Origin of the sequence: Flavobacterium glucosi (assembly GCF_048286535.1) — a bacterium.
Lineage (GTDB): Bacteria > Bacteroidota > Bacteroidia > Flavobacteriales > Flavobacteriaceae > Flavobacterium.
Genome location: NZ_JBLVPK010000003.1, coordinates 392,303 through 411,455, shown reverse-complemented (window position 1 = coordinate 411,455; position 19,153 = coordinate 392,303). Strand labels below are relative to the sequence as shown.

Below are 19,153 nucleotides of genomic sequence, written 5' to 3'. Positions count from 1 at the left end.
ATTTAATGATGATATTTGAAATTAATAAAAACGAAAAAGCCTGTAAATCCTAAGATTTACAGGCTTTTGGTTTCAATTGAAAATGAATTAGTGGAGTCGCCGGGAATCGAACCCGGGTCCAAACAAGCAACTAAAAAGCTTTCTACGCGTTTATTTCCTGATTAGATTTTCGATTTTGTGTTTGACCAGAAACAGTCGCACAAAACGTATCTTCTTAATTTCGAAATCCACCCGAAGCTTATGGAAATCTAGGTTTAAATTTACGATTCACCTTTGTCGACCGCTATAAACCAAAGCTTTCGAGGTAAATCCTGCTTCCCTATCTGATAGGGACGAGGCTAATCTTACTATGATTCAGATTATGCAGCAAGAGCGTAGTTTCCTTCGCCGTGTATGTGTTTTGAAACCTTTTATTAACGAGAATTGTCCCAGTTCTCGACGTGCTTACTTCTCAATTCGACTTGCTGTCAAAACCAGTCGACCCCTTTTTTATTTCAAAATCTAAATATGGATTTCTAAGTTTGCAAATGTACACTTTTAAACTTGAATTAATAGTGCTAAACTTCCAACTCTATTTCAAAAATCATTCCTTTTTTTATTCGTCTTTTAATTTAAACGGATAGTCACCAAATAAAACGGCTAATTTCCTGACGTCATATGTTTTTCGGGTAAATTTATTGGATAACGCTATGATGGTAACGCTTTCTTTTCTTAAAGTAATGTAAGCCGATGTGTTACCGTGCCACCAACCATTGTGAAAGTAAAAATTTTGCCCAGTCTCCCAATTGACCATTCTAATGCCAAGACCATAGTTTTTAGTGCCTTTGCGCTCATTACTATATCCTTTGTATACTTGACTTTGCAGTTTAGGCGTTAAAAAATCAGAACTATTTCTCGCTCTGTCAAATTTTAATAAATCACGCGGTGTAGAGTAGATATTCTTATCTCCATAAACCGCATCTAAGTAATCTTTCCCTATCTCTACTTTATTTCCTTTATAAGAAGTTACAGCGGTATCTTTATCTCTCTCATAGTCAAAAACATAAGTATTTTTCATTCCTAATGGCTCAAAAATGATTTGTTTCATGGCATCTTTGTAAGCAAGTTTTGTGATTTTTTCAATTATTAATGCCAACATGGCATAATTAGTATTGCAATAACTAAAACGAGTATCGGTTTTAAATTCTAAACCAATATCCTTTGTAGCCATGATAGTCAGTATATCTTGATTGGTAAGTATGTTGTGCCTATCCCAAATCGTTTTATCACGATCTGTAAAATAGGCATAATTACGCATACCACTTCTGTGATTTAACAATGTTTTTATCGTAACATCAGGATACGGAAATTCTTTCAAGATGGTATTTACCTTTTGGTCTAAGTCAAGTCTTTTAGCATTTATTAGTTTTAAAATAGCCGTTGCCGTAATCACTTTACTTACAGAAGCAATGTGTAGCGGAGTAGATTTAGTAATTAATGTTTTATCTCTAAAATTGGAGTAGCCTTCATATTTTTCATAAATAATTTGACCATTTTTAGCAACCAGAAAGCTACCGTTTGCACTATTGTTGGGCCAGTTTTTTTTATAAAAAGAGTCAATGGAAGTCTTTTTTGAATTGATGTATTCAGTCGTTAATTTTGTCTCGGGTTTGCGTAACGGCTTCATCTTAGGCAATGTACTCTTCGGGAGTTGCGCATCACTTAATTCTATTTTCTTTTTCTCCTTATTGCAAGAGCTTAAAACCAAAAAGAGGAGAAATATATGTAGTATATTTGTTTTTTTTATAAAATTCATTTCTGTAGTGCTAGAAAGGCAAATATATAGAATCAATGTCTTTTGAGACGTTGTTTTTTTGAAACCTTAACACTATTTTATCAGTAACTAAAAAAAGCAATTTTTGTATTATTTTGTACATCAGCTTATAATAGTTTTTTGCTGGTTTTTTTATAAAAAAAAATAAATGGATTTTTAGTTTAAATTGTTATATTTGTAACAAATTAACTAAATAAAGTTATAATAAAAACAAATTAAAAGTATAAATTAATATGAAATTCGGAATTTTAAAAGAAAGAAAAAACCCGCCTGACAGAAGAGTTATTTTCTCACCAGATGAATTGGCGAGATTAAAACAGCTATATCAAGGTGCTTCTATAAAAGTAGAAAGTTCTGATATTCGAGTTTTTACGGATGATCAATATAAAAATGTAGGAATAGAAGTTACTAATGATATCAGTGATTGTGATGTTTTATTTGGGGTAAAAGAAGTTCCTGTGGAAGATTTAATTGCTAACAAAGCATATTTCTTTTTTTCGCACACTATAAAAAAACAACCATACAATAGAAAGTTATTACAAGCCATTTTAGAAAAAAAAATTGATTTATATGATCATGAAACCATTGTAGATTCTCATAATCACAGGCTAATTGGTTTTGGACGTTATGCCGGAATTGTGGGTGCGTACAATAGCACAAGAGCTTTTGGAATAAAATTCGAATTATTTAAATTGCCAAAAGCGGAAACATTGTCCGGTAAAGAAGCTTTAATTACACATCTAAAACGATTGGTTTTGCCTCCTTTAAAATTTGTGATTACAGGAACAGGAAAAGTAGGCAATGGGGCAAAAGAGATTCTGGATGCCATAAAAGTTAAAGAAGTTTCAGTTGAAAATTATTTAACAAAAAACTACACACAACCCGTTTACACTCAGATTGATGTATTAGGATATAACAAACGTAAAGACGGACAAGTATTGGATTTTACGGATTTTTATGATAATCCACAGGAATACATTTCTGATTTTGAACGATTTAGTAAAGTTTCGGATATTTATATTACAGGACATTTTCATGCCAATGAAGCTCCAGTAATTCTTACACAAGAAATGCTTCAATCCAAAGATTGTAAAATTAAGGTTGTTGCAGATGTTTCTTGTGATGTCAATGGTCCAATAGCCTGCACGCTAAGATCATCAACAATTGCAGAACCTTTATACGGGTATTTACCAACTGAAAATAAAGAAGTTGATGTTTTTCATCCGGCAGCAATTGTGGTGATGGCAGTTGATAATTTGCCCTGTGAATTGCCAAAAGATGCCAGTGAAGGATTTGGAGAAATGTTCATGGAACATGTAATCCCTGCATTTTTTAATGGAGATAAAGAAGGAATTTTACAAAGAGCCAAAATTACCGAAAATGGAAAACTGACTCCAAGATTTAGTTATTTACAAGATTATGTCGACGGTAAATAAACTCTTTTTCAAGTAATACAAAACCTACACTGTAACGTTGCAGGTTTTTTTATGGAAATTTATAGACCAAGAAACAGCTTCGTTTTAAAATATTATAAATCAATTAACACCTCAGAATTTAATGAGTTTGTGGAATTGCCTAATTTTGTTCAAAATTCAAAATTTATAATGACTAAAAATATTCCAATTTCCCTGCTAGAATTAGCACTAATTACCGAAGATAGCAATGCAAGCGAAACATTACAAAAAACAAACGCACTGGCACAACTGGCAGACAGTTTAGATTACAAACGATTTTGGTTAGCTGAACATCATAATATGGCGCACGTAGCGAGTACTGCCACGGTTGTTTTGATAGGTTATATTGCCAGTCAAACCCAGAATATTCGTGTAGGTTCCGGCGGAATCATGTTGCCTAATCATGCTCCATTAATCGTTGCAGAACAATTTGGTACACTTGAAACACTATATCCCAATCGGATTGATTTAGGATTGGGAAGAGCACCCGGAACAGATGGTTTAACCGCACAAGCGATCCGGAAAGATTTCTTTGAACAGTCGCAGCGATTTCCTCAAAATGTTGCCGCACTACAGGAATTTTTCTCGGAGGATAATGCTACTGCAAAAGTACGAGCTTTTCCTGCAGAAGGGACTAATGTTCCCATTTGGATTTTGGGTTCCAGTATGGATAGTGCTGCTTTGGCTGCAGCCAATGGGTTGCCCTATGCCTTTGCAGGACATTTTGCACCCAAACAAATGCAGCAGGCATTTCAATTTTACCGAGATAATTTTGAACCTTCTGAATATTTAGACCAACCCAAAACTATGGCTTGTGTAAACGCAATAGCTGCTGATACTGATGAAGAAGCCGAAAAATTGTCGTCCAGTTTAACTCAAATGTTTCTGAATTTGATTCGGAATGATAGAAAACCGTTACAACCGCCAGTTGATTCTATGGATGGAATTATGAGTGAAGAAGAACATTTTCATGTAAACCAAATGACCGCTTGTTCGTTTGTAGGCAGCAAAGAAAAAATAGTTGTAGCATTGAAGCAATTTATAGAGTATACACAAATAGACGAATTGATGATTACTAGTCCAATTTTTAATCATGACGATAAATTGAAAAACATTCGAATCATGAAAGAAGTTATGGATACAATTAATAAGAAATAGAATCTGTAGGACTTTAAAAACTTACAGGACTTACATGTTAAAAAATTTTAACCTTATAAGTCCTGCAAAGCTAAATTATATGATTTCGCTATTTAATATACATATAAATTAGAAACCCTGCAACGTTACATTGCAGGGTTTCTAATTTATAACTCAATTAACAATTCATCATTGATAATTCATCATTTAAGACTTCCTACCATGTCTTCCGGTTTAACCCAAGCATCAAAATCTTCTGGAGTTACATATCCTAAACGAACGGCTTCTTCTTTTAATGTTGTTCCGTTTTTATGTGCTGTTTGAGCAATTTCGGCTGATTTATAATACCCAATTTTAGTATTCAAAGCCGTAACTAACATCAATGAATTGTCAACTAATTCTTTGATACGTTTGTAGTTAGGTGCAATACCTTGTGCGCAATGTTCGTCAAAAGACAAACAAGCATCCCCTAATAATCTGGCTGATTGCAAGAAATTTGCAGCCATCAATGGTTTGAAAACATTCAATTCATAATGACCTTGCATTCCTCCAACAGATATTGCAACATCATTCCCCATAACTTGTGCGCAAACCATCGTTAAGGCTTCACATTGTGTAGGGTTTACTTTTCCTGGCATAATAGAAGATCCCGGCTCATTTTCTGGAATAATGATTTCTCCAATTCCTGAACGTGGTCCAGAAGCTAGCATGCGTACATCATTGGCAATTTTATTCAATGAAACCGCCAGTTGCTTTAAGGCGCCGTGGGTTTCTACGATGGCATCGTGTGCTGCCAGAGCTTCAAATTTATTTTCAGCGGTTACAAACGGATGTCCTGTAAATTCAGCGATATATTCTGCTACTTTTACGTCATACCCCTCTGGTGTGTTCAATCCAGTTCCTACCGCAGTTCCTCCTAAAGCGACTTCTGATAAGTGTGCCAACGTATTTTTAACTGCTTTTAATCCGTAGTTTAATTGCGCTACATATCCTGAAATTTCCTGTCCTAATGTAAGTGGAGTAGCATCCATTAAATGCGTACGACCTATTTTCACTACAGTATTGAATTCAAGGGCTTTAGCATGCAGCGTGTCTCTTAGTTTTTCAACTCCTGGAATAGTAACTTCTACAACTGCTTTGTAGGCTGCGATGTGCATTCCTGTTGGGAAGGTGTCATTTGAAGATTGTGATTTATTGACATCATCATTGGCCTTAATGAATTGTTCGCCTTCGCCAATGTTGAATCCTTTTAAAACTTGCGCGCGATTTGCAACTACTTCATTTACGTTCATGTTACTTTGCGTACCTGAACCAGTCTGCCAAATTACTAATGGAAATTCATCATCTAGTTTTCCGGCTAGAATTTCGTCACAAACGGCACCAATAGCATCGCGTTTTTCTGCAGGTAAAACACCTAAATCACAATTGGCATAAGCCGCTGCTTTTTTAAGATATGCAAAACCTTCAATAATTTCTTTTGGCATGGAAGCCGATGGACCTATTTTGAAGTTATTTCTGGAACGTTCTGTTTGTGCGCCCCAATATTTATCAGCGGGAACCTGCACTTCACCCATGGTGTCTTTTTCTATTCTGAATTTCATTTGTTGTTATTTAAAAATAATTATGTCGTTTACTAGGTGTTTAGCCCCGATGGCAACGGAAATCCTTTTCTTTTTGCTTTCAAAAAGAAAAGATTAGAGTGAACAGCGGGAAACAGCTCCAAATTCTGAGCTCAAAAATACGGATAATTCCTTTTTTATAAAAATTGATTGGTAGTTTTTATGTTTTTTTATTGGTACGAAAAGGAATTAAACTTACATTTGTGGCTACATTCAAAAATTCCGGAAAACATGTTTGAATTTTCACAGTACTTAGGCTTTTTACTTTTCTTAACCATTCTTACTATAGGATTTTGGTTAATGTTTTTTCTTGTAGGTTTCGTTCAATATTGGATTGGCGGCGCTTTATGGGAAATATATAAAGAAAGAAAAGCAAAGAAAGAACAATCAGTTTAATCTGTTTGTTAAATAAAAAAAGGACTCGTGAAAATGAGTCCTTTTTTTATGTTTCATACCCATCTACTATTTTACTTTTTATATAAAAAGAGAAGGACCCGTTTTCACGAGTCCTTATTTTTATCCTTGAAAGTCACCTTCATTTTCATTTTGATTTCGTTTAGGTTGCTCTCTTTCGCTTTTTGGTTTGTTAAAACGATACGTGAATGATAAGCTAAACTGTCTTTCTCTCCATTGCATTTCGCTGTACGAACTTACAATTCCTGGAAGATTACTTTCTATCATTCTTTTTCTGGAATTGAATACATCACTAACGTTAAACGAAAGTGTTCCTTTGTCTTTTAAGACGTCTTTACTGAATGCTATATTTGCTGCAAAAATCCCTAAGCTTCTTCCTTGTGCATTATTTTGTGGGCCATTGTAGGATGCGTTAGTCTGCCAGTCAATTTTGTATGGTAATGTAATTTTTGAAGTTAGTCTTGTGGACCAAGATGTTGCTATGTTATCAAAATTTTGTACAATTTCATTATTGTTAAAATCAGTATAGGTAAAATCTCCTTGCGTTTCGTTTCTGAAGAAATTGAAATTACTGTTTAATTTCCACCATTTGTATGGAGAATAGTTTAATGTAAATTCAAATCCTGTTCTATATTCAGTTGCCAAGTTGATTGGAGAGCTAATAATTACAGGAGTTCCGTTAACAAAATCACCAGATTCTCTTCTTGCAAATTGAAAAACATCAGTTGTTTTATTTACATATAAGGAAGTATTGAAGGTTAATTTTTCCCATCTTTTGATGTAACCAAAATCAATTGCATCTGAAAATGCAGGATCTAAATCTGGATTACCAACAAAAATATTGATGTTACTGGACAGGTTGCTGAACGGGTTTAACATTCTTCCTCTAGGTCTTTGTATTCTTCTGCTATAGCTTACCGAAGCGCTGCTTTTGTCTGATATTTCATAAGTGAAGAATGCACTTGGAAAAAAATTATTGTATTTTTTAGTATTGAAATCATTGGTTGCTAATTGATTGATTTCAATATTGGAATCCTCAAAACGCAATCCGAAAAGGGCTGAAAATTTATTAATCTTTACACCATATTGTGTATAAATTGCATTTACTTTCTCCTTGTATTCTAATGTGTTTGTGAAGTTGTTATTGATTACTCCATCATTTTCGACGCTATAATCAGTTAGTAATTCTGAGAAATCACCACGGTAACCTGCTTCAAACTGGCTTCCTTTTCCAAAAGGTAAAACATAATCCATTTGAAGTAAATTTCTGCTTTGTGTTTGATTGTTGATAGTATTGTCAAAATTCACCACAGTGGTATTAGTGGCTGTGTCTGTAATTAAGGCTTCGTTAATATCATCATTAGTAGAGAAGGAACCGTCAATTGTTAATTTATGACCGTCTTTTTTAAATTTCTTAGTGAAGTTAGTTGCAAATTCTACATTCTCACTGTCGCTGTTTTCTAAATTGATACGATTACGGGTATAGTCATAATTAAACCCGGAATCATAATTGTTTTGGAAAACGTTATCCACGTTGAGACCATTGCTTTTTCGGTAGTTGAAGGTATTGGTCCAAGAAAGGCTTTCACTGAGATACCATTCCATTCCAAAGTTTCCATTGTATCCTTTATTGTCTCTTTCATTCTCTCTAGTTTCATTTACATAATTTCGAGTTGAATTATCCGCATTTAAATACCTTGAATCTGTAAATGCATTTCCCGGATTACTGCGATCATTGTAAGCTTGAGTCGTGAAAAGATTAAAGTTTTTTGATTTATAGTTTAAGGTACCGCTCAAACCGTATGTTTCAGGATATCCGGTTGAAGCTATAAAAGTTCCGTTTAAACCTTGATTTTTTCCTTTTTTTAAGATAATGTTTAATAAACCACCACCACCTTCGGCATCATATCGTGCAGATGGATTGGTAATAACTTCTACTTTGTCAATCGCATCGGCTGGAATTAATCGCAAAGCTTCAGCAATATTAATAGCGTTTGAAGGCTTGCCATCAATAAGAACTCTAACGTTTTCATTTCCACGAAGACTTACATTTCCTTCGACATCAACTGCAACAGAGGGGATGTTGTCTAAAACATCACTAACAGTTCCTCCTTTTACCATAAGGTCATTCCCTACGTTATATACTTTTTTGTCTAATTTTATTTCAACAGTAGTTTTTTCAGAACGAATGACAACTTCATTCAATTGATTTGCATCTTCATCTAAACTGATTAAACCTAAACTAGTACTTTTCTGAAGGTTTTTTTGTTTTATTTCGTTTGTTTTAAAAGATATAAATTCAATTTTTATATCATAAACACCCGGTTTAACCTCAATTTCAAATTCCCCATTTGGATTTGTAATTCCACCAGCAACTGGTTTTGGATTGTTTGGAATTAAAAAAGTAATTGTTGCATATTCAAGTGGTTGTTTGCTTATTTTCTCAATTACCTTACCTGTTATTTTAATTTTTGGCACAGCAGCACCTTGCTGAGCTTGAGCAAAACTGAACAGGGTGGTAAAAAAGAGAACAAGAATTAAAACGGATTTCATTTTTTTCATTTTTAAAAACTTTGGTTACAGATTTTAGATTGCAAAATTAGGATTTGGTTTAATACTATAAATCATAAAAAAATGTTAATTAAAACAACCAATTTTTATAAAATAAAAGAGGCTACTTTTTCTAAATCACGCCCTATAATTGCTGATTTTCCATTAATTACTATTGGTCTTTCAATTAGAATTGGATTAGAAATCATGGCTTGAATAATTTGTTCGTTATTCATTTTTTGGCCTTTAAAGTTTTCTATCCAAATTTTTTCTTTTTGGCGAACTAATTCAATGGGTTTTATGTTTAATTTTTCAATAATTGCAGATAACGCTTCATACGAAGGCGGGTTTATCAGATAATTGATAACTTCAAATTCTTTTTTTGAGTTCTTAATAAATGCGAGGCAGTTTCTGGATTTTCCGCATCGTGAATTATGGTATATTTGTATCATAGTAAATGACTATTGGTTTGCTTTAAATTCTTATGCTAAAGATTAGTATTAATGTAACAAAAATAGCATTTGCTTAACTAATTAAGTATAAAATAACACGAAAAATAGATGTTTATAGAACAAGGAATAAAATCAGAGAATCATTTTTGGAAATATATTTTAGGTTCATTTATAATAATTTGCGCTTCATTTGTGGGCCAGTTGCCACTTTTGATAGGAATGTTGTATGAAAAAATTTACAATGGAAAACCTTATCCAACAAGTAATGAGGCAGTAATGCATTTTTTTGACTCCAATCTGACTTTGTTTTTAATACTGATTTCGTTCGTTTTTATTATGCTTGGTATTGTGGTGGTAGTTCGTAATTTGCACGGTCAAACCATGCTTTCAGTAACAACATCAAGAGCTAAAATAGATTGGAAAAGAGTTGGATTTTCTTTTATGATTTGGTCTGTTTTTACCATTGTATCCACTTTATTTTTCTATTTTTCTAATCCCAACGATTTCGTAATCAATTTTAAACCAGTGCCATTTGCAATTTTAGTGGTAATAGGAGTGATTTTAATTCCTATTCAAACCAGTTCCGAGGAATATATTTTTAGAGGATACTTAATGCAGGGTTTCGCTAATCTTGCCAAGAATAAATGGTTTCCTTTATTAATGACTTCGGTTATCTTTGGAGGAATGCATGTTTTTAATCCTGAAGTGGCTAAAATAGGGTATATAGTACTTGTTTATTACATAGGAACTGGGCTTTTACTGGGAATTATCACGTTGATGGATGAAGGAATGGAGTTGGCTTTAGGCTTTCATGCAGCCAATAATTTAGTTGGTGCTTTACTCGTTACGTCAGATTGGTCTGCATTTCAAACCAATTCTATTTTTAAAGATATTTCAGATCCTTCAGCAGGATTGGATGTTATAGTGCCGGTAGTTCTTATTTACCCAATACTTTTATTTATCTTTAGTAAAAAATACAATTGGACCAATTGGAAAGAAAAATTAACTGGAAATATTTAAACATTAAAACTGTCAATAATTTAAAAATAAACTTATCATGACCGATACAATAACATATCATAATGTCCACAATCTCTTTAAACTAAATGGGTTTCATCTGAATCGAAATGATTTATGCAGAGTAGCGTACAGTTTTATAAAAGAAGGCGAGGAATTCGAAAAATCAGTGGGAGATTTTATTCTCGATTGGTTTGATAACAAATCGTATGTTGAAATGAATACTTCCGGGACTACAGGAACTCCTAAATTGATTCGTGTCGATAAACAAGCGATGGTCAATTCAGCCATTGCTACGGGGGATTTTTTCGATTTAAAACCCGGAGATAAAGCATTGCATTGTTTGCCAACTAAATATATCGCTGGAAAAATGATGTTTGTAAGGGGTTTTATTCTTGGCCTTGATGTTGATTTTGTAGCGCCAAGTTCTCATCCGATGTTATATAACGATACCAAATATGATTTTGTTGCAATGGTTCCTTTACAAGCTCAAAACTCTTTATCGCCATTAAAAAATGTAAAGAAGATGATTGTTGGTGGTGCAAAAATGAGCAATGCTCTTGAAAAAGAACTTTCTAAATTGAAAATAGAAGTGTATGAAACCTATGGCATGACGGAAACCATTACTCATATTGCAGCAAAAAAGATAGGAGAGGAGGCTTTTTCAGTTTTACCAAATATTAAAATTAGCCAAGATGATAGAAATTGTCTGGTGATCGATGCTTTAAAAATTTCAAACGATTCCATTGTCACAAATGATTTAGTGGAACTGGTAGGCGAAAATCAATTTGTTTTTTTAGGACGCATTGATAATGTAATAAATAGTGGCGGAATCAAATTAATTCCTGAAAAAATTGAAGACAAGCTATCTGATAAAATTAACTCAAGATTTTTTGTAACCGGAAAAGAAGATCCAGTTTTAGGAGAAAAATTAGTTATTGTTATAGAAGGCGAACAACAAATACTAGATGATAGTATTTTTGATGGTTTAGACAAATATGAAAAACCGAAAGAAGTATTCTATGTTTCTAAATTTAGCGAAACCGAAAGCGGAAAAATAAAACGCAAAGAAATTATAGAAAGTATTTAAAATTGTTCAAATAAAAAGCTTCCGTAAATTTCGGAAGCTTTTTATTTAATTATTGCTGCATTTTAAAGTAATAATCAGCTGAATTTTTCCCACTTCCGTAGAATAAGAAAAAGATACAAATTCCTAATATCAGTAATGCCAAAAGTAAATTTTGGGAATGCATTTCTCCCATAAAATTTACTACGATAGCACCTATTAATATAGGAAGTTGTGCTATTATTGCCCATCTTGTAAGTAAACCAAATGCAATCATTATACCGCCAACCATGTGCGCAGGAGCAATATAATGGACTAGAAACATTCCACCGCCAATTCTGTCAATTGGAGATATCAGATCATTTAAATATTGGATGTTCGTTATAAAAGAGATTCCTTTCATAAACAAAAATACACCAAGTGCTATTCGAACTAAATCTACGGTCAAATAAGTGTGCGTATTCGCCCATTTGTTTAAATTTTTTACGCTGTTCATAATACTACAGTTTTAAATGTTTAGTACTAAGTTACTGATTTTTAATTGAATAATTTTTAATTGTTAAAGAAAACTAAACTTTGAATGTTTCATCCCTTTAAAAGAATAGTTTCTTTGCATTTGCGAATAAACTACTAATAATGCCATCTTAAATTTATAAGTACAGCAATAGAAGAGAAGTCAAATTTCAAAAAATAATTTCGTATTTTTAATAATCAAAGTTATCTTGTTTAATTTAGGAATCGATAATTTATTCTTAAACCAAGGCTGTTTTCTGCATGCCCAAGAGCTAAAAATTGAGTCAAATTTAGAGATAAGCTTACTTTGTTTTTATTGGAACTAACGAAAAATGATTTTCCAAAATAAAGACCTGAACATAATCCAAATTGTTGGTCACTGGCATATTCAGAAACAAAACCCAGACCAATTTTGCCATCTTCATCCGAAAGTGCGTATCCTACACCAGTTTCGGCTCCCCAAAAATAATTCGAGTCCAAATTAAATTGAACATTTGGTTTGATGCTGAATAAACTGAAATTATTGTGTAGGGCTCTTTCTGTTAATGTACTTTCGGGAGTAAGTATCCGACTGCCTTTTTTTATGAATCTATAATCATAATCGAATCGAATTCCGAGTTCTAATTTTCTAGAAATTATTTTTCCAACTCTCGTATTTATTCCTATTGCAAGTCTATGGCTTCGATACATTTGTATGTGTACAGGCAGCGATACGTTTATGCCAGTTTCGAGATAAAAAGGTTTATTATCCTTTGACAAAATAGTGTTTTCGGTTTTATTTTGTCCATGTATAAACTGCCCCACTAACAATAATAGTGTTGTTAGTACAACTAAAATCTTTTTCATTTCTTTTAATTTTAAATAATTAAAATGAATTAGGTTAAGATTTTTAGGGCGCTATAAATGCTTTTAGAAACTATATAAATAGCTCCTAAAAACATTATAAATATATGAAAATTAATTTAAGTGTCTGTAAATGAGTAGTTAAACTTGAATTACTCCTAAGTTAAATTTTTTCTCAATTGGTGAGTGGTTAGCAGCTTCAATTCCCATAGAAATCCAGGTTCTGGTGTCTAAAGGATCAATTATTGCATCGGTCCATAATCTGGAGGCTGCATAATAGGGCGAGACTTGTTCGTCATATCGCGCTTTTATTTTATCGAACAATTCCTTTTCTTTCGTTTCATCTATCACTTCTCCTTTTGCTTTAAGCGAAGAAGCTTCAATTTGTGCCAATACTTTTGCAGCTTGCGTTCCGCCCATAACGGCGAGTTCAGCACTTGGCCACGCAAAAATTAATCTTGGGTCATACGCTTTTCCACACATGGCATAATTTCCGGCGCCATAGGAATTCCCTACAATGACAGTAAATTTAGGTACCACTGAATTAGATACAGCATTTACCATTTTGGCACCATCTTTTATAATTCCGCCGTGTTCAGATTTTGATCCAACCATAAAACCGGTAACATCTTGAACGAATACCAAAGGGATTTTCTTTTGGTTGCAATTGGCAATAAAGCGCGTGGCCTTATCCGCACTATCGGAGTAGATTACGCCTCCAAATTGCATTTCGCCATTTTTGGTTTTCACTACTTTTCGTTGATTGGCAACAATTCCCACTGCCCAACCGTCAATTCTGGCATAACCGGTAATAATGGTTTGGCCGTAACCGTCTTTATAGGCTTCAAATTCAGAATTATCAACCAGTCGATTGATGATTTCCATCATGTCGTACTGTTCATTTCTGGCTTTTGGTAAAACACCATAGATTTCTTTTTCGTCTAATGCGGGTTTTTCTGCTTTAATTCGGCTGTAGCCGGCTTTATCAAAATCACCTATTTTGTCAACTATATTTTTTATTTTGTCTAATGCGTCTTTGTCATCTTTGGCTTTATAATCTGTAACGCCCGAAATTTCACAATGTGTAGTTGCTCCTCCTAACGTTTCGTTATCGATGCTTTCGCCAATGGCAGCTTTGACTAAATAACTTCCGGCTAAGAAAATACTTCCCGTCTTTTCGACAATTAATGCTTCATCACTCATAATTGGCAAATAAGCACCACCGGCAACACAACTTCCCATTACGGCAGCAATTTGGGTAATTCCCATGCTGCTCATCTGGGCATTATTTCTAAAAATACGACCAAAATGTTCTTTGTCGGGGAAAATCTCATCTTGCAAAGGCAAATAAACGCCTGCGCTATCCACTAAATAGATGATTGGCAGCCGATTTTCCATTGCAATTTCTTGCGCACGCAGATTTTTCTTTGCGGTTATGGGGAACCAAGCACCTGCTTTTACAGTTGCATCATTGGCCACAACAATACATTGTTTTCCTCTGATATAACCTATTTTCACAACAACTCCACCAGATGGGCAACCACCATGCTCTGCATACATTCCTTCACCAACAAATGCTCCAATTTCGATACATTTTGCTTTTGGATCTAATAAATAATCGATACGTTCCCGTGCTGTCATTTTGCCTTCACCATGTAATTTTTGGATGCGTTTTTCACCACCTCCTAGTTTGACTATGCTTAATTTTTGTCGCAATGCTGAGAGTAAAAGTTTATTGTGGTCTTCGTTTTTGTTGAAGTTCAAATCCATGATGAAATAGTGTTAAAAAATTTTGTGCTAAAATACAAAATCCAACTAAATAAATTTTATTATTTTAATTGGATTTTGATGAAAATCGAATATATTTTTACTATTAAAACAAAAAAACAGAATTTTATCTCTGTTTTTTTATGAATTTAATAAAAAAAGCAAGCATTTATTTTTTGGATTCATTGACAAGTCTTTTTAAAATTGCCCATTGTTTTAATGCATCTCGAGCTTCTACAGCCGGATAACCTAACATGGTTTTTCCCGCTGGAATATCTCCTGTCACACCGGAACCTGCACCTACTATGGCGCCATCACCAATAGTTGTGTGGTCTTTTATAGAAGCGCTTCCACCAATAATGACCCCATTTCCTAAAGTTACTGATCCTGCCAGTCCACTGTTTCCAGCCATAATACAGAATTTCCCTAATTTACTATTATGACCGATTTGAACTAAATTATCAATTTTGCAACCATCTCCCAAAACGGTTGAGCTGAATTTTCCTCTATCAACACAGGAGTTAGCACCAATTTCAACACTGTTACCAATAATCACATTTCCAATTTGCGGAATTTTTACCAAACCTTTTTGTGGGTCAGGACGAAAACCAAAACCATCGGCACCTATTGTAGCATTGGGATGCAAAATACAATCATTCCCAATATGACATCGTTCTCTAATGACGGTTCCTGACCAAATCACGGTGTTTTTTCCTATTGTACATTCGTCAAGTATAGTCACATTTGGATAAATGGTCGTATTATCTCCTATTATGACTTTAGGTCCTATGTAACAACCTGCACCAATCCGGGCACCATTACAAATAGTTGCAGTGGGGTCAATTACTGCGGTTGGGTGTATGTCAATAGTGAATAATGGAGTTGGTGGTGCAAAAAGTTCTAATACTTGAGACATTGCCAAATCAGCATTTTTTACTTTTATGAAAGCCCTGTCCTCTCCGGGTTCTATAGCTATATCTTCGTTGACAACCGCTACACAAGCTTTGGATGCAGACCAAAATTTTTCGTATTTTTTGTTTCCAATAAATGAAATTTCAGATTCATTAGCGGCTTCAAGTTGTTCAGGCGCAGTAATACTTTGAAAAGTATTCCCGACTATTACTCCCTTTAGAATCTCATTTATTTCTTGAATAGTGTAGGATTTCATTAAGTAGATATTGGATTTGGTTGTTTAATAATTATCAAATAAAAGAATTTAGGGTTAATATTCCTAATCTAAATAAATTCTTTAACACCCAGAATATGTACGACTACCGTTGGAGTTAAAATTCATTTTATTAAATGATTGTAATTCATTTTACAGCAAAAAACCGATACTTAATTTCAAGTATCGGCTAATGTGTATTTATTTGATTCGAATTTTATGCTTTGACAATCATTTTTCCTTTGTTTTCTCCTTTAAACAAACCAAGTAAGGCAATTGGTAATTGATCAAAACCATCTATAATGGTTTCTTTGAATTTCAATTTTCCTTCATTTACCCATTTTGATAATTGAACAATTGCTTCTGGAAAGTCTTTTTGGAAATTATTGATAATAAAACCCTGCATTAATACACTTCGGGTTAATAACAAAGGTTGAATTCGGGGTCCCATCGAAATTTCAGTATTATTGTATAAAGAAATTTGCCCACACAATACTATTCTAGCGTGAAAATTCAGGTTTTGGATTACTGCATCAGAAATGCTTCCGCCCACATTATCAAAATAGACGTCAACTCCATTTGGACACAAAGTAGCTATTGCCTTATTTATATCGGCGGTTGTTTTGTAGTTGATGACATCGTCATAACCAAATTCTTCTTTTAGCATTGTTGCTTTTTCGTCAGAACCAGCAATTCCAATTACACGGGCTCCGTGGATTTTTGCAATTTGGCCAACTACAATTCCAACGGCTCCTGCTGCTCCTGAAACTACAACAGTTTCACCCGCTTTTGGTTTACCAATATGCATGAGACCAAAATAAGCGGTTAATCCTGTCATTCCCAATATTCCTAAATAATACGTCAAGGATTCGACCGTTGATTCAATTTTTTGTAAATTCTTATCCGAAGCAATCATTTTTTCGTTCCAAGGCAAAGCTCCCAGTACAACATCTCCCGTTTTAAAAAGATCAGATTTTGATTCCAGTACAGTTGCCAAAACACCACCCTCTATGGCTTTGTTTAATTCAAATTGAGGTACATAAGACTTTCCTTCATTCATTCGTCCGCGCATGTAAGGATCGACGGAATAATACATTCCTTGCACCAGTACTTCGCCTTGTTGCAATGCGTTTAATTCTATTTCTTCAAATCTAAAATGATTCAATAGTGGAGTTCCATTAGGTCTTTCTGCTAATACGATTTGTTTTGTTGTCATGATTGTATTTTTTAAAAGTGGGTATTTTAAAAACCTATAAAAGCCAAAGCCTATCTATTCTACTATTTTAAAATTGGCAGTAGAATAGATAGGCTTTGGCCAATTAATAATTTCTAGAACGGATCAGATAACCCAATTACACGAATTAATTTTTTATTTACAAATTCATGAATGCCAGTTTCTGAAAGTTCTCTACCATAACCTGAACCTTTGGTTCCACCAAAAGGTAGATCTGTTTGTGTCCAAGTTGGGTGATTGATAAATATCATTCCAGAGTCAATTTGATCTGCAACTCGTTTTCCACGTTCAATATCTTGTGTAAATACGGAACCTCCTAAACCGAAATCAGAATCATTTGCCAATATAATAGCCTCCGCTTCATCTTTTACTCTGTAAAAAGAGGAAACTGGACCAAATAATTCTTCGTGATAAGCCGGAATTTCTGGCTTTAAATCAGATAAAATAGTAGGTTCCATAAATGCTCCCGGTCCATTTACCCTTTTGCCTCCTAATAAAACAGTGGCTCCGGCTGCAATGGATCTATCTACTTGATCTAACAAGTGTAATAAAGCTTCTTCACTACTTAAAGGACCTAATTCTGTGGTTGGATCCATTGGATCACCCACTTTTAATTGTGCTAATTTGGTAGTGTATTTTTTGATAAATTCATCGGCAATAGCCTCTACAGCAATAATTCTTTTAGAGGCAATACAGCTTTGTCCATTGTTATTCATTCTACCTACCACGGCCCATTCAACTGTTTTATCTATATCGGCATCTTCTAAAACAATGAAGGCATCGTTACCTCCTAATTCCAACACTGATTTTTTAAGATTTTTTCCAGCTTCTGAGGCTAGACTTGCACCAGCGGCTTCACTACCAGTAAGCGAAACTCCTTTAATTCTTTTGTCAGAAACCAAGGTTGAGGCTTTCTTTCCTGAAATTAACAAATTGGTATATAATCCAACTGGCGCTTGAGCCTCTTTAAATAAGTCCTCAATTGCAATGGCACATTGAGGAACCATAGAAGCATGTTTTAATAAGATGGTGTTCCCTACCATAATATTTGGCGCGATGAAACGCGCCACCTGATAAAAAGGAAAATTCCAAGGTTGAACTCCTAACAAAACTCCTATTGGACTTGATCTGACAAAGGCTTCACCTAATTCAGGTTCTAATTTTTTGTCAGCCAAGAATGTTTCGCCGTTTTTAGCGTAATATTCTAAAATATTGGCACTTAATTCTATTTCACCCTCAGCCTGAGAAAAGATTTTACCCATTTCAAGGGTAATTAATGTGGCAAGGGCTGTTTTTTTCTTTCGCATTAATGATGCGACTTTGTTTAAAACAGTTGCTCTCTCGGAATAAGATGTTTTTTTCCATTCATGAAAAGTAATATCGGATTGTGCAAGAGCTTGTTCTACTTCTTTATCGGTCATTTCTTCGAACGATTTTACTACTTTATTGGTTGCGGGATTAATTGTTTGTATTGACATAATTTTATGTTTAAAAAAGATTACTATATCGGCACCTGCCAAAATTAATGTAGTATGCAAAACACATTGTTTTAGCATATATAATGTTCAGTAATTAATTGAATATTGAAAAAGTATATTTTTATTTTTTCAAAAAATAATCGTCTTTTAATTTTTGTTAACCAATTATTGAATAACAAAGATAAAAATATGGAAGAGAATGGGACTTACACAATTTCCACATTAACTTTTTTTTATGTTTAAAAGTTAACCCGTTGAGTATAATTCAATTTGTTTGATTTTTTAACCACACAGAGACATAGATTTTAAAATTATGTAAAACATTTTATTTTTTTGAGAAATCATAGCTATGTGAACTCAAGAATTAGACTATCCTGGACTTTTTTTCTCTATTCCTATGTGGTTTAATTTTTATGTAACATTAATTGAAGTTTTTATTAATTACACCCCACGGGTTGAAGTTAATATGATCGTAAGACTTTTTTAAACAGTTTTTCTGCTCGTCTTATTGATTATACTTTGTGATGAATACTGTGAATTTTTGCTTTTTTATTTAAATCTTTAGAGATAATTCAGAGGCTATAAAAAAATCCTACTGGTTTTGAAGCCAGTAGGATTTGTTTTTATTTAT

The 19,153-nt window shown here is 33.7% G+C and carries 14 protein-coding genes and 1 other RNA gene; 4 read left to right on the top strand and 11 right to left on the bottom strand.

Annotated elements, in window-relative coordinates:
- Positions 1–88: 88 nt before the first annotated feature.
- Both ssrA and ACNQGD_RS07570 read right to left on the bottom strand, forming a co-directional pair.
- Positions 89–485, bottom strand: a transfer-messenger RNA (tmRNA) gene (gene ssrA, locus ACNQGD_RS07575).
- A gap of 110 nt (positions 486–595) precedes the next feature.
- Complete coding sequence (locus tag ACNQGD_RS07570) at positions 596–1,795, bottom strand: serine hydrolase domain-containing protein (RefSeq protein ID WP_417995456.1); 1,200 nt, start codon at positions 1,793–1,795, stop codon at positions 596–598.
- Positions 1,796–2,046: 251 nt separating this feature from the next.
- On the opposite strand from ACNQGD_RS07570, the gene ACNQGD_RS07565 reads away from it, so the two are divergent.
- A complete protein-coding gene (locus ACNQGD_RS07565) occupies positions 2,047–3,249 on the top strand; it encodes an NAD(P)-dependent oxidoreductase (protein WP_417998867.1) in 1,203 nt (400 codons plus the stop codon).
- 168 nt (positions 3,250–3,417) lie between these two features.
- Positions 3,418–4,425 carry an LLM class flavin-dependent oxidoreductase gene (locus ACNQGD_RS07560; RefSeq protein WP_417996839.1) on the top strand — a complete coding sequence of 336 codons (1,008 nt, stop codon included), beginning with the start codon at positions 3,418–3,420 and terminating at the stop codon, positions 4,423–4,425.
- Positions 4,426–4,607: 182 nt separating this feature from the next.
- Here ACNQGD_RS07560 and fumC read toward each other — a convergent pair whose 3' ends face one another.
- The 3 genes from fumC to ACNQGD_RS07545 form a co-directional block, all read right to left on the bottom strand.
- Positions 4,608–6,005, bottom strand: coding sequence for a class II fumarate hydratase (gene fumC, locus ACNQGD_RS07555; RefSeq protein WP_417996838.1), 1,398 nt, complete (start codon positions 6,003–6,005; stop codon positions 4,608–4,610).
- A gap of 534 nt (positions 6,006–6,539) precedes the next feature.
- Positions 6,540–8,990 (bottom strand): TonB-dependent receptor, encoded by a 2,451-nt coding sequence (locus tag ACNQGD_RS07550; protein ID WP_417998866.1) that lies wholly within the window; start codon positions 8,988–8,990, stop codon positions 6,540–6,542.
- Between the two features lie 104 nt (positions 8,991–9,094).
- Positions 9,095–9,439, bottom strand: a complete 345-nt coding sequence (locus ACNQGD_RS07545) for an arsenate reductase family protein (RefSeq protein ID WP_417998865.1) — start codon at positions 9,437–9,439, stop codon at positions 9,095–9,097.
- A 108-nt stretch (positions 9,440–9,547) separates the two neighbouring features.
- Here ACNQGD_RS07545 and ACNQGD_RS07540 point away from each other — a divergent pair, with 108 nt between their 5' ends.
- Together ACNQGD_RS07540 and ACNQGD_RS07535 are read left to right on the top strand one after the other, a co-directional pair.
- The gene (locus tag ACNQGD_RS07540; protein WP_417998864.1) at positions 9,548–10,459 is read left to right on the top strand and encodes a CPBP family intramembrane glutamic endopeptidase; all 912 of its coding nucleotides are present in this window, start codon (positions 9,548–9,550) and stop codon (positions 10,457–10,459) included.
- 37 nt (positions 10,460–10,496) lie between these two features.
- Positions 10,497–11,546 (top strand): AMP-binding protein, encoded by a 1,050-nt coding sequence (locus ACNQGD_RS07535; protein ID WP_417998863.1) that lies wholly within the window; start codon positions 10,497–10,499, stop codon positions 11,544–11,546.
- Between the two features lie 49 nt (positions 11,547–11,595).
- On the opposite strand, the gene ACNQGD_RS07530 is transcribed toward ACNQGD_RS07535, so the two are convergent.
- The 6 genes from ACNQGD_RS07530 to ACNQGD_RS07505 all read right to left on the bottom strand — a co-directional run bounded on the left by ACNQGD_RS07530 (position 11,596) and on the right by ACNQGD_RS07505 (position 18,522).
- On the bottom strand, positions 11,596–12,018 hold the full coding sequence (locus ACNQGD_RS07530; protein WP_282712842.1) for a DoxX family protein: 423 nt from the start codon (positions 12,016–12,018) through the stop codon (positions 11,596–11,598).
- A gap of 230 nt (positions 12,019–12,248) precedes the next feature.
- Complete coding sequence (locus ACNQGD_RS07525; protein ID WP_417997806.1) at positions 12,249–12,881, bottom strand: hypothetical protein; 633 nt, start codon at positions 12,879–12,881, stop codon at positions 12,249–12,251.
- Positions 12,882–13,019: 138 nt separating this feature from the next.
- Positions 13,020–14,648, bottom strand: coding sequence for an acyl-CoA carboxylase subunit beta (locus tag ACNQGD_RS07520; RefSeq protein WP_417998862.1), 1,629 nt, complete (start codon positions 14,646–14,648; stop codon positions 13,020–13,022).
- A 166-nt stretch (positions 14,649–14,814) separates the two neighbouring features.
- A complete protein-coding gene (gene lpxD, locus ACNQGD_RS07515; RefSeq protein ID WP_417998861.1) occupies positions 14,815–15,813 on the bottom strand; it encodes a UDP-3-O-(3-hydroxymyristoyl)glucosamine N-acyltransferase in 999 nt (332 codons plus the stop codon).
- A 214-nt stretch (positions 15,814–16,027) separates the two neighbouring features.
- On the bottom strand, positions 16,028–17,026 hold the full coding sequence (locus ACNQGD_RS07510; protein WP_417998860.1) for an NADP-dependent oxidoreductase: 999 nt from the start codon (positions 17,024–17,026) through the stop codon (positions 16,028–16,030).
- A 113-nt stretch (positions 17,027–17,139) separates the two neighbouring features.
- Complete coding sequence (locus ACNQGD_RS07505; RefSeq protein ID WP_417998859.1) at positions 17,140–18,522, bottom strand: NAD-dependent succinate-semialdehyde dehydrogenase; 1,383 nt, start codon at positions 18,520–18,522, stop codon at positions 17,140–17,142.
- Between the last annotated feature and the right edge of the window lie 631 nt (positions 18,523–19,153).

Excerpts from the sequence above, each read along its gene's own strand:
- ACNQGD_RS07530 (WP_282712842.1), bottom strand. The coding sequence starts at position 12,018 with ATGAACAGCGTAAAAAATTTAAACAAATGGGCGAATACGCACACTTAT.
- ACNQGD_RS07505 (WP_417998859.1), bottom strand. The coding sequence starts at position 18,522 with ATGTCAATACAAACAATTAATCCCGCAACCAATAAAGTAGTAAAATCG.
- ACNQGD_RS07525 (WP_417997806.1), bottom strand. The coding sequence starts at position 12,881 with ATGAAAAAGATTTTAGTTGTACTAACAACACTATTATTGTTAGTGGGG.
- fumC (WP_417996838.1), bottom strand. The coding sequence starts at position 6,005 with ATGAAATTCAGAATAGAAAAAGACACCATGGGTGAAGTGCAGGTTCCC.
- ACNQGD_RS07540 (WP_417998864.1), top strand. The coding sequence starts at position 9,548 with ATGTTTATAGAACAAGGAATAAAATCAGAGAATCATTTTTGGAAATAT.
- ACNQGD_RS07560 (WP_417996839.1), top strand. The coding sequence starts at position 3,418 with ATGACTAAAAATATTCCAATTTCCCTGCTAGAATTAGCACTAATTACC.
- lpxD (WP_417998861.1), bottom strand. The coding sequence starts at position 15,813 with ATGAAATCCTACACTATTCAAGAAATAAATGAGATTCTAAAGGGAGTA.
- ACNQGD_RS07510 (WP_417998860.1), bottom strand. The coding sequence starts at position 17,026 with ATGACAACAAAACAAATCGTATTAGCAGAAAGACCTAATGGAACTCCA.
- ACNQGD_RS07565 (WP_417998867.1), top strand. The coding sequence starts at position 2,047 with ATGAAATTCGGAATTTTAAAAGAAAGAAAAAACCCGCCTGACAGAAGA.
- ACNQGD_RS07545 (WP_417998865.1), bottom strand. The coding sequence starts at position 9,439 with ATGATACAAATATACCATAATTCACGATGCGGAAAATCCAGAAACTGC.
- ACNQGD_RS07520 (WP_417998862.1), bottom strand. The coding sequence starts at position 14,648 with ATGGATTTGAACTTCAACAAAAACGAAGACCACAATAAACTTTTACTC.
- ACNQGD_RS07550 (WP_417998866.1), bottom strand. The coding sequence starts at position 8,990 with ATGAAATCCGTTTTAATTCTTGTTCTCTTTTTTACCACCCTGTTCAGT.
- ACNQGD_RS07535 (WP_417998863.1), top strand. The coding sequence starts at position 10,497 with ATGACCGATACAATAACATATCATAATGTCCACAATCTCTTTAAACTA.
- ACNQGD_RS07570 (WP_417995456.1), bottom strand. The coding sequence starts at position 1,795 with ATGAATTTTATAAAAAAAACAAATATACTACATATATTTCTCCTCTTT.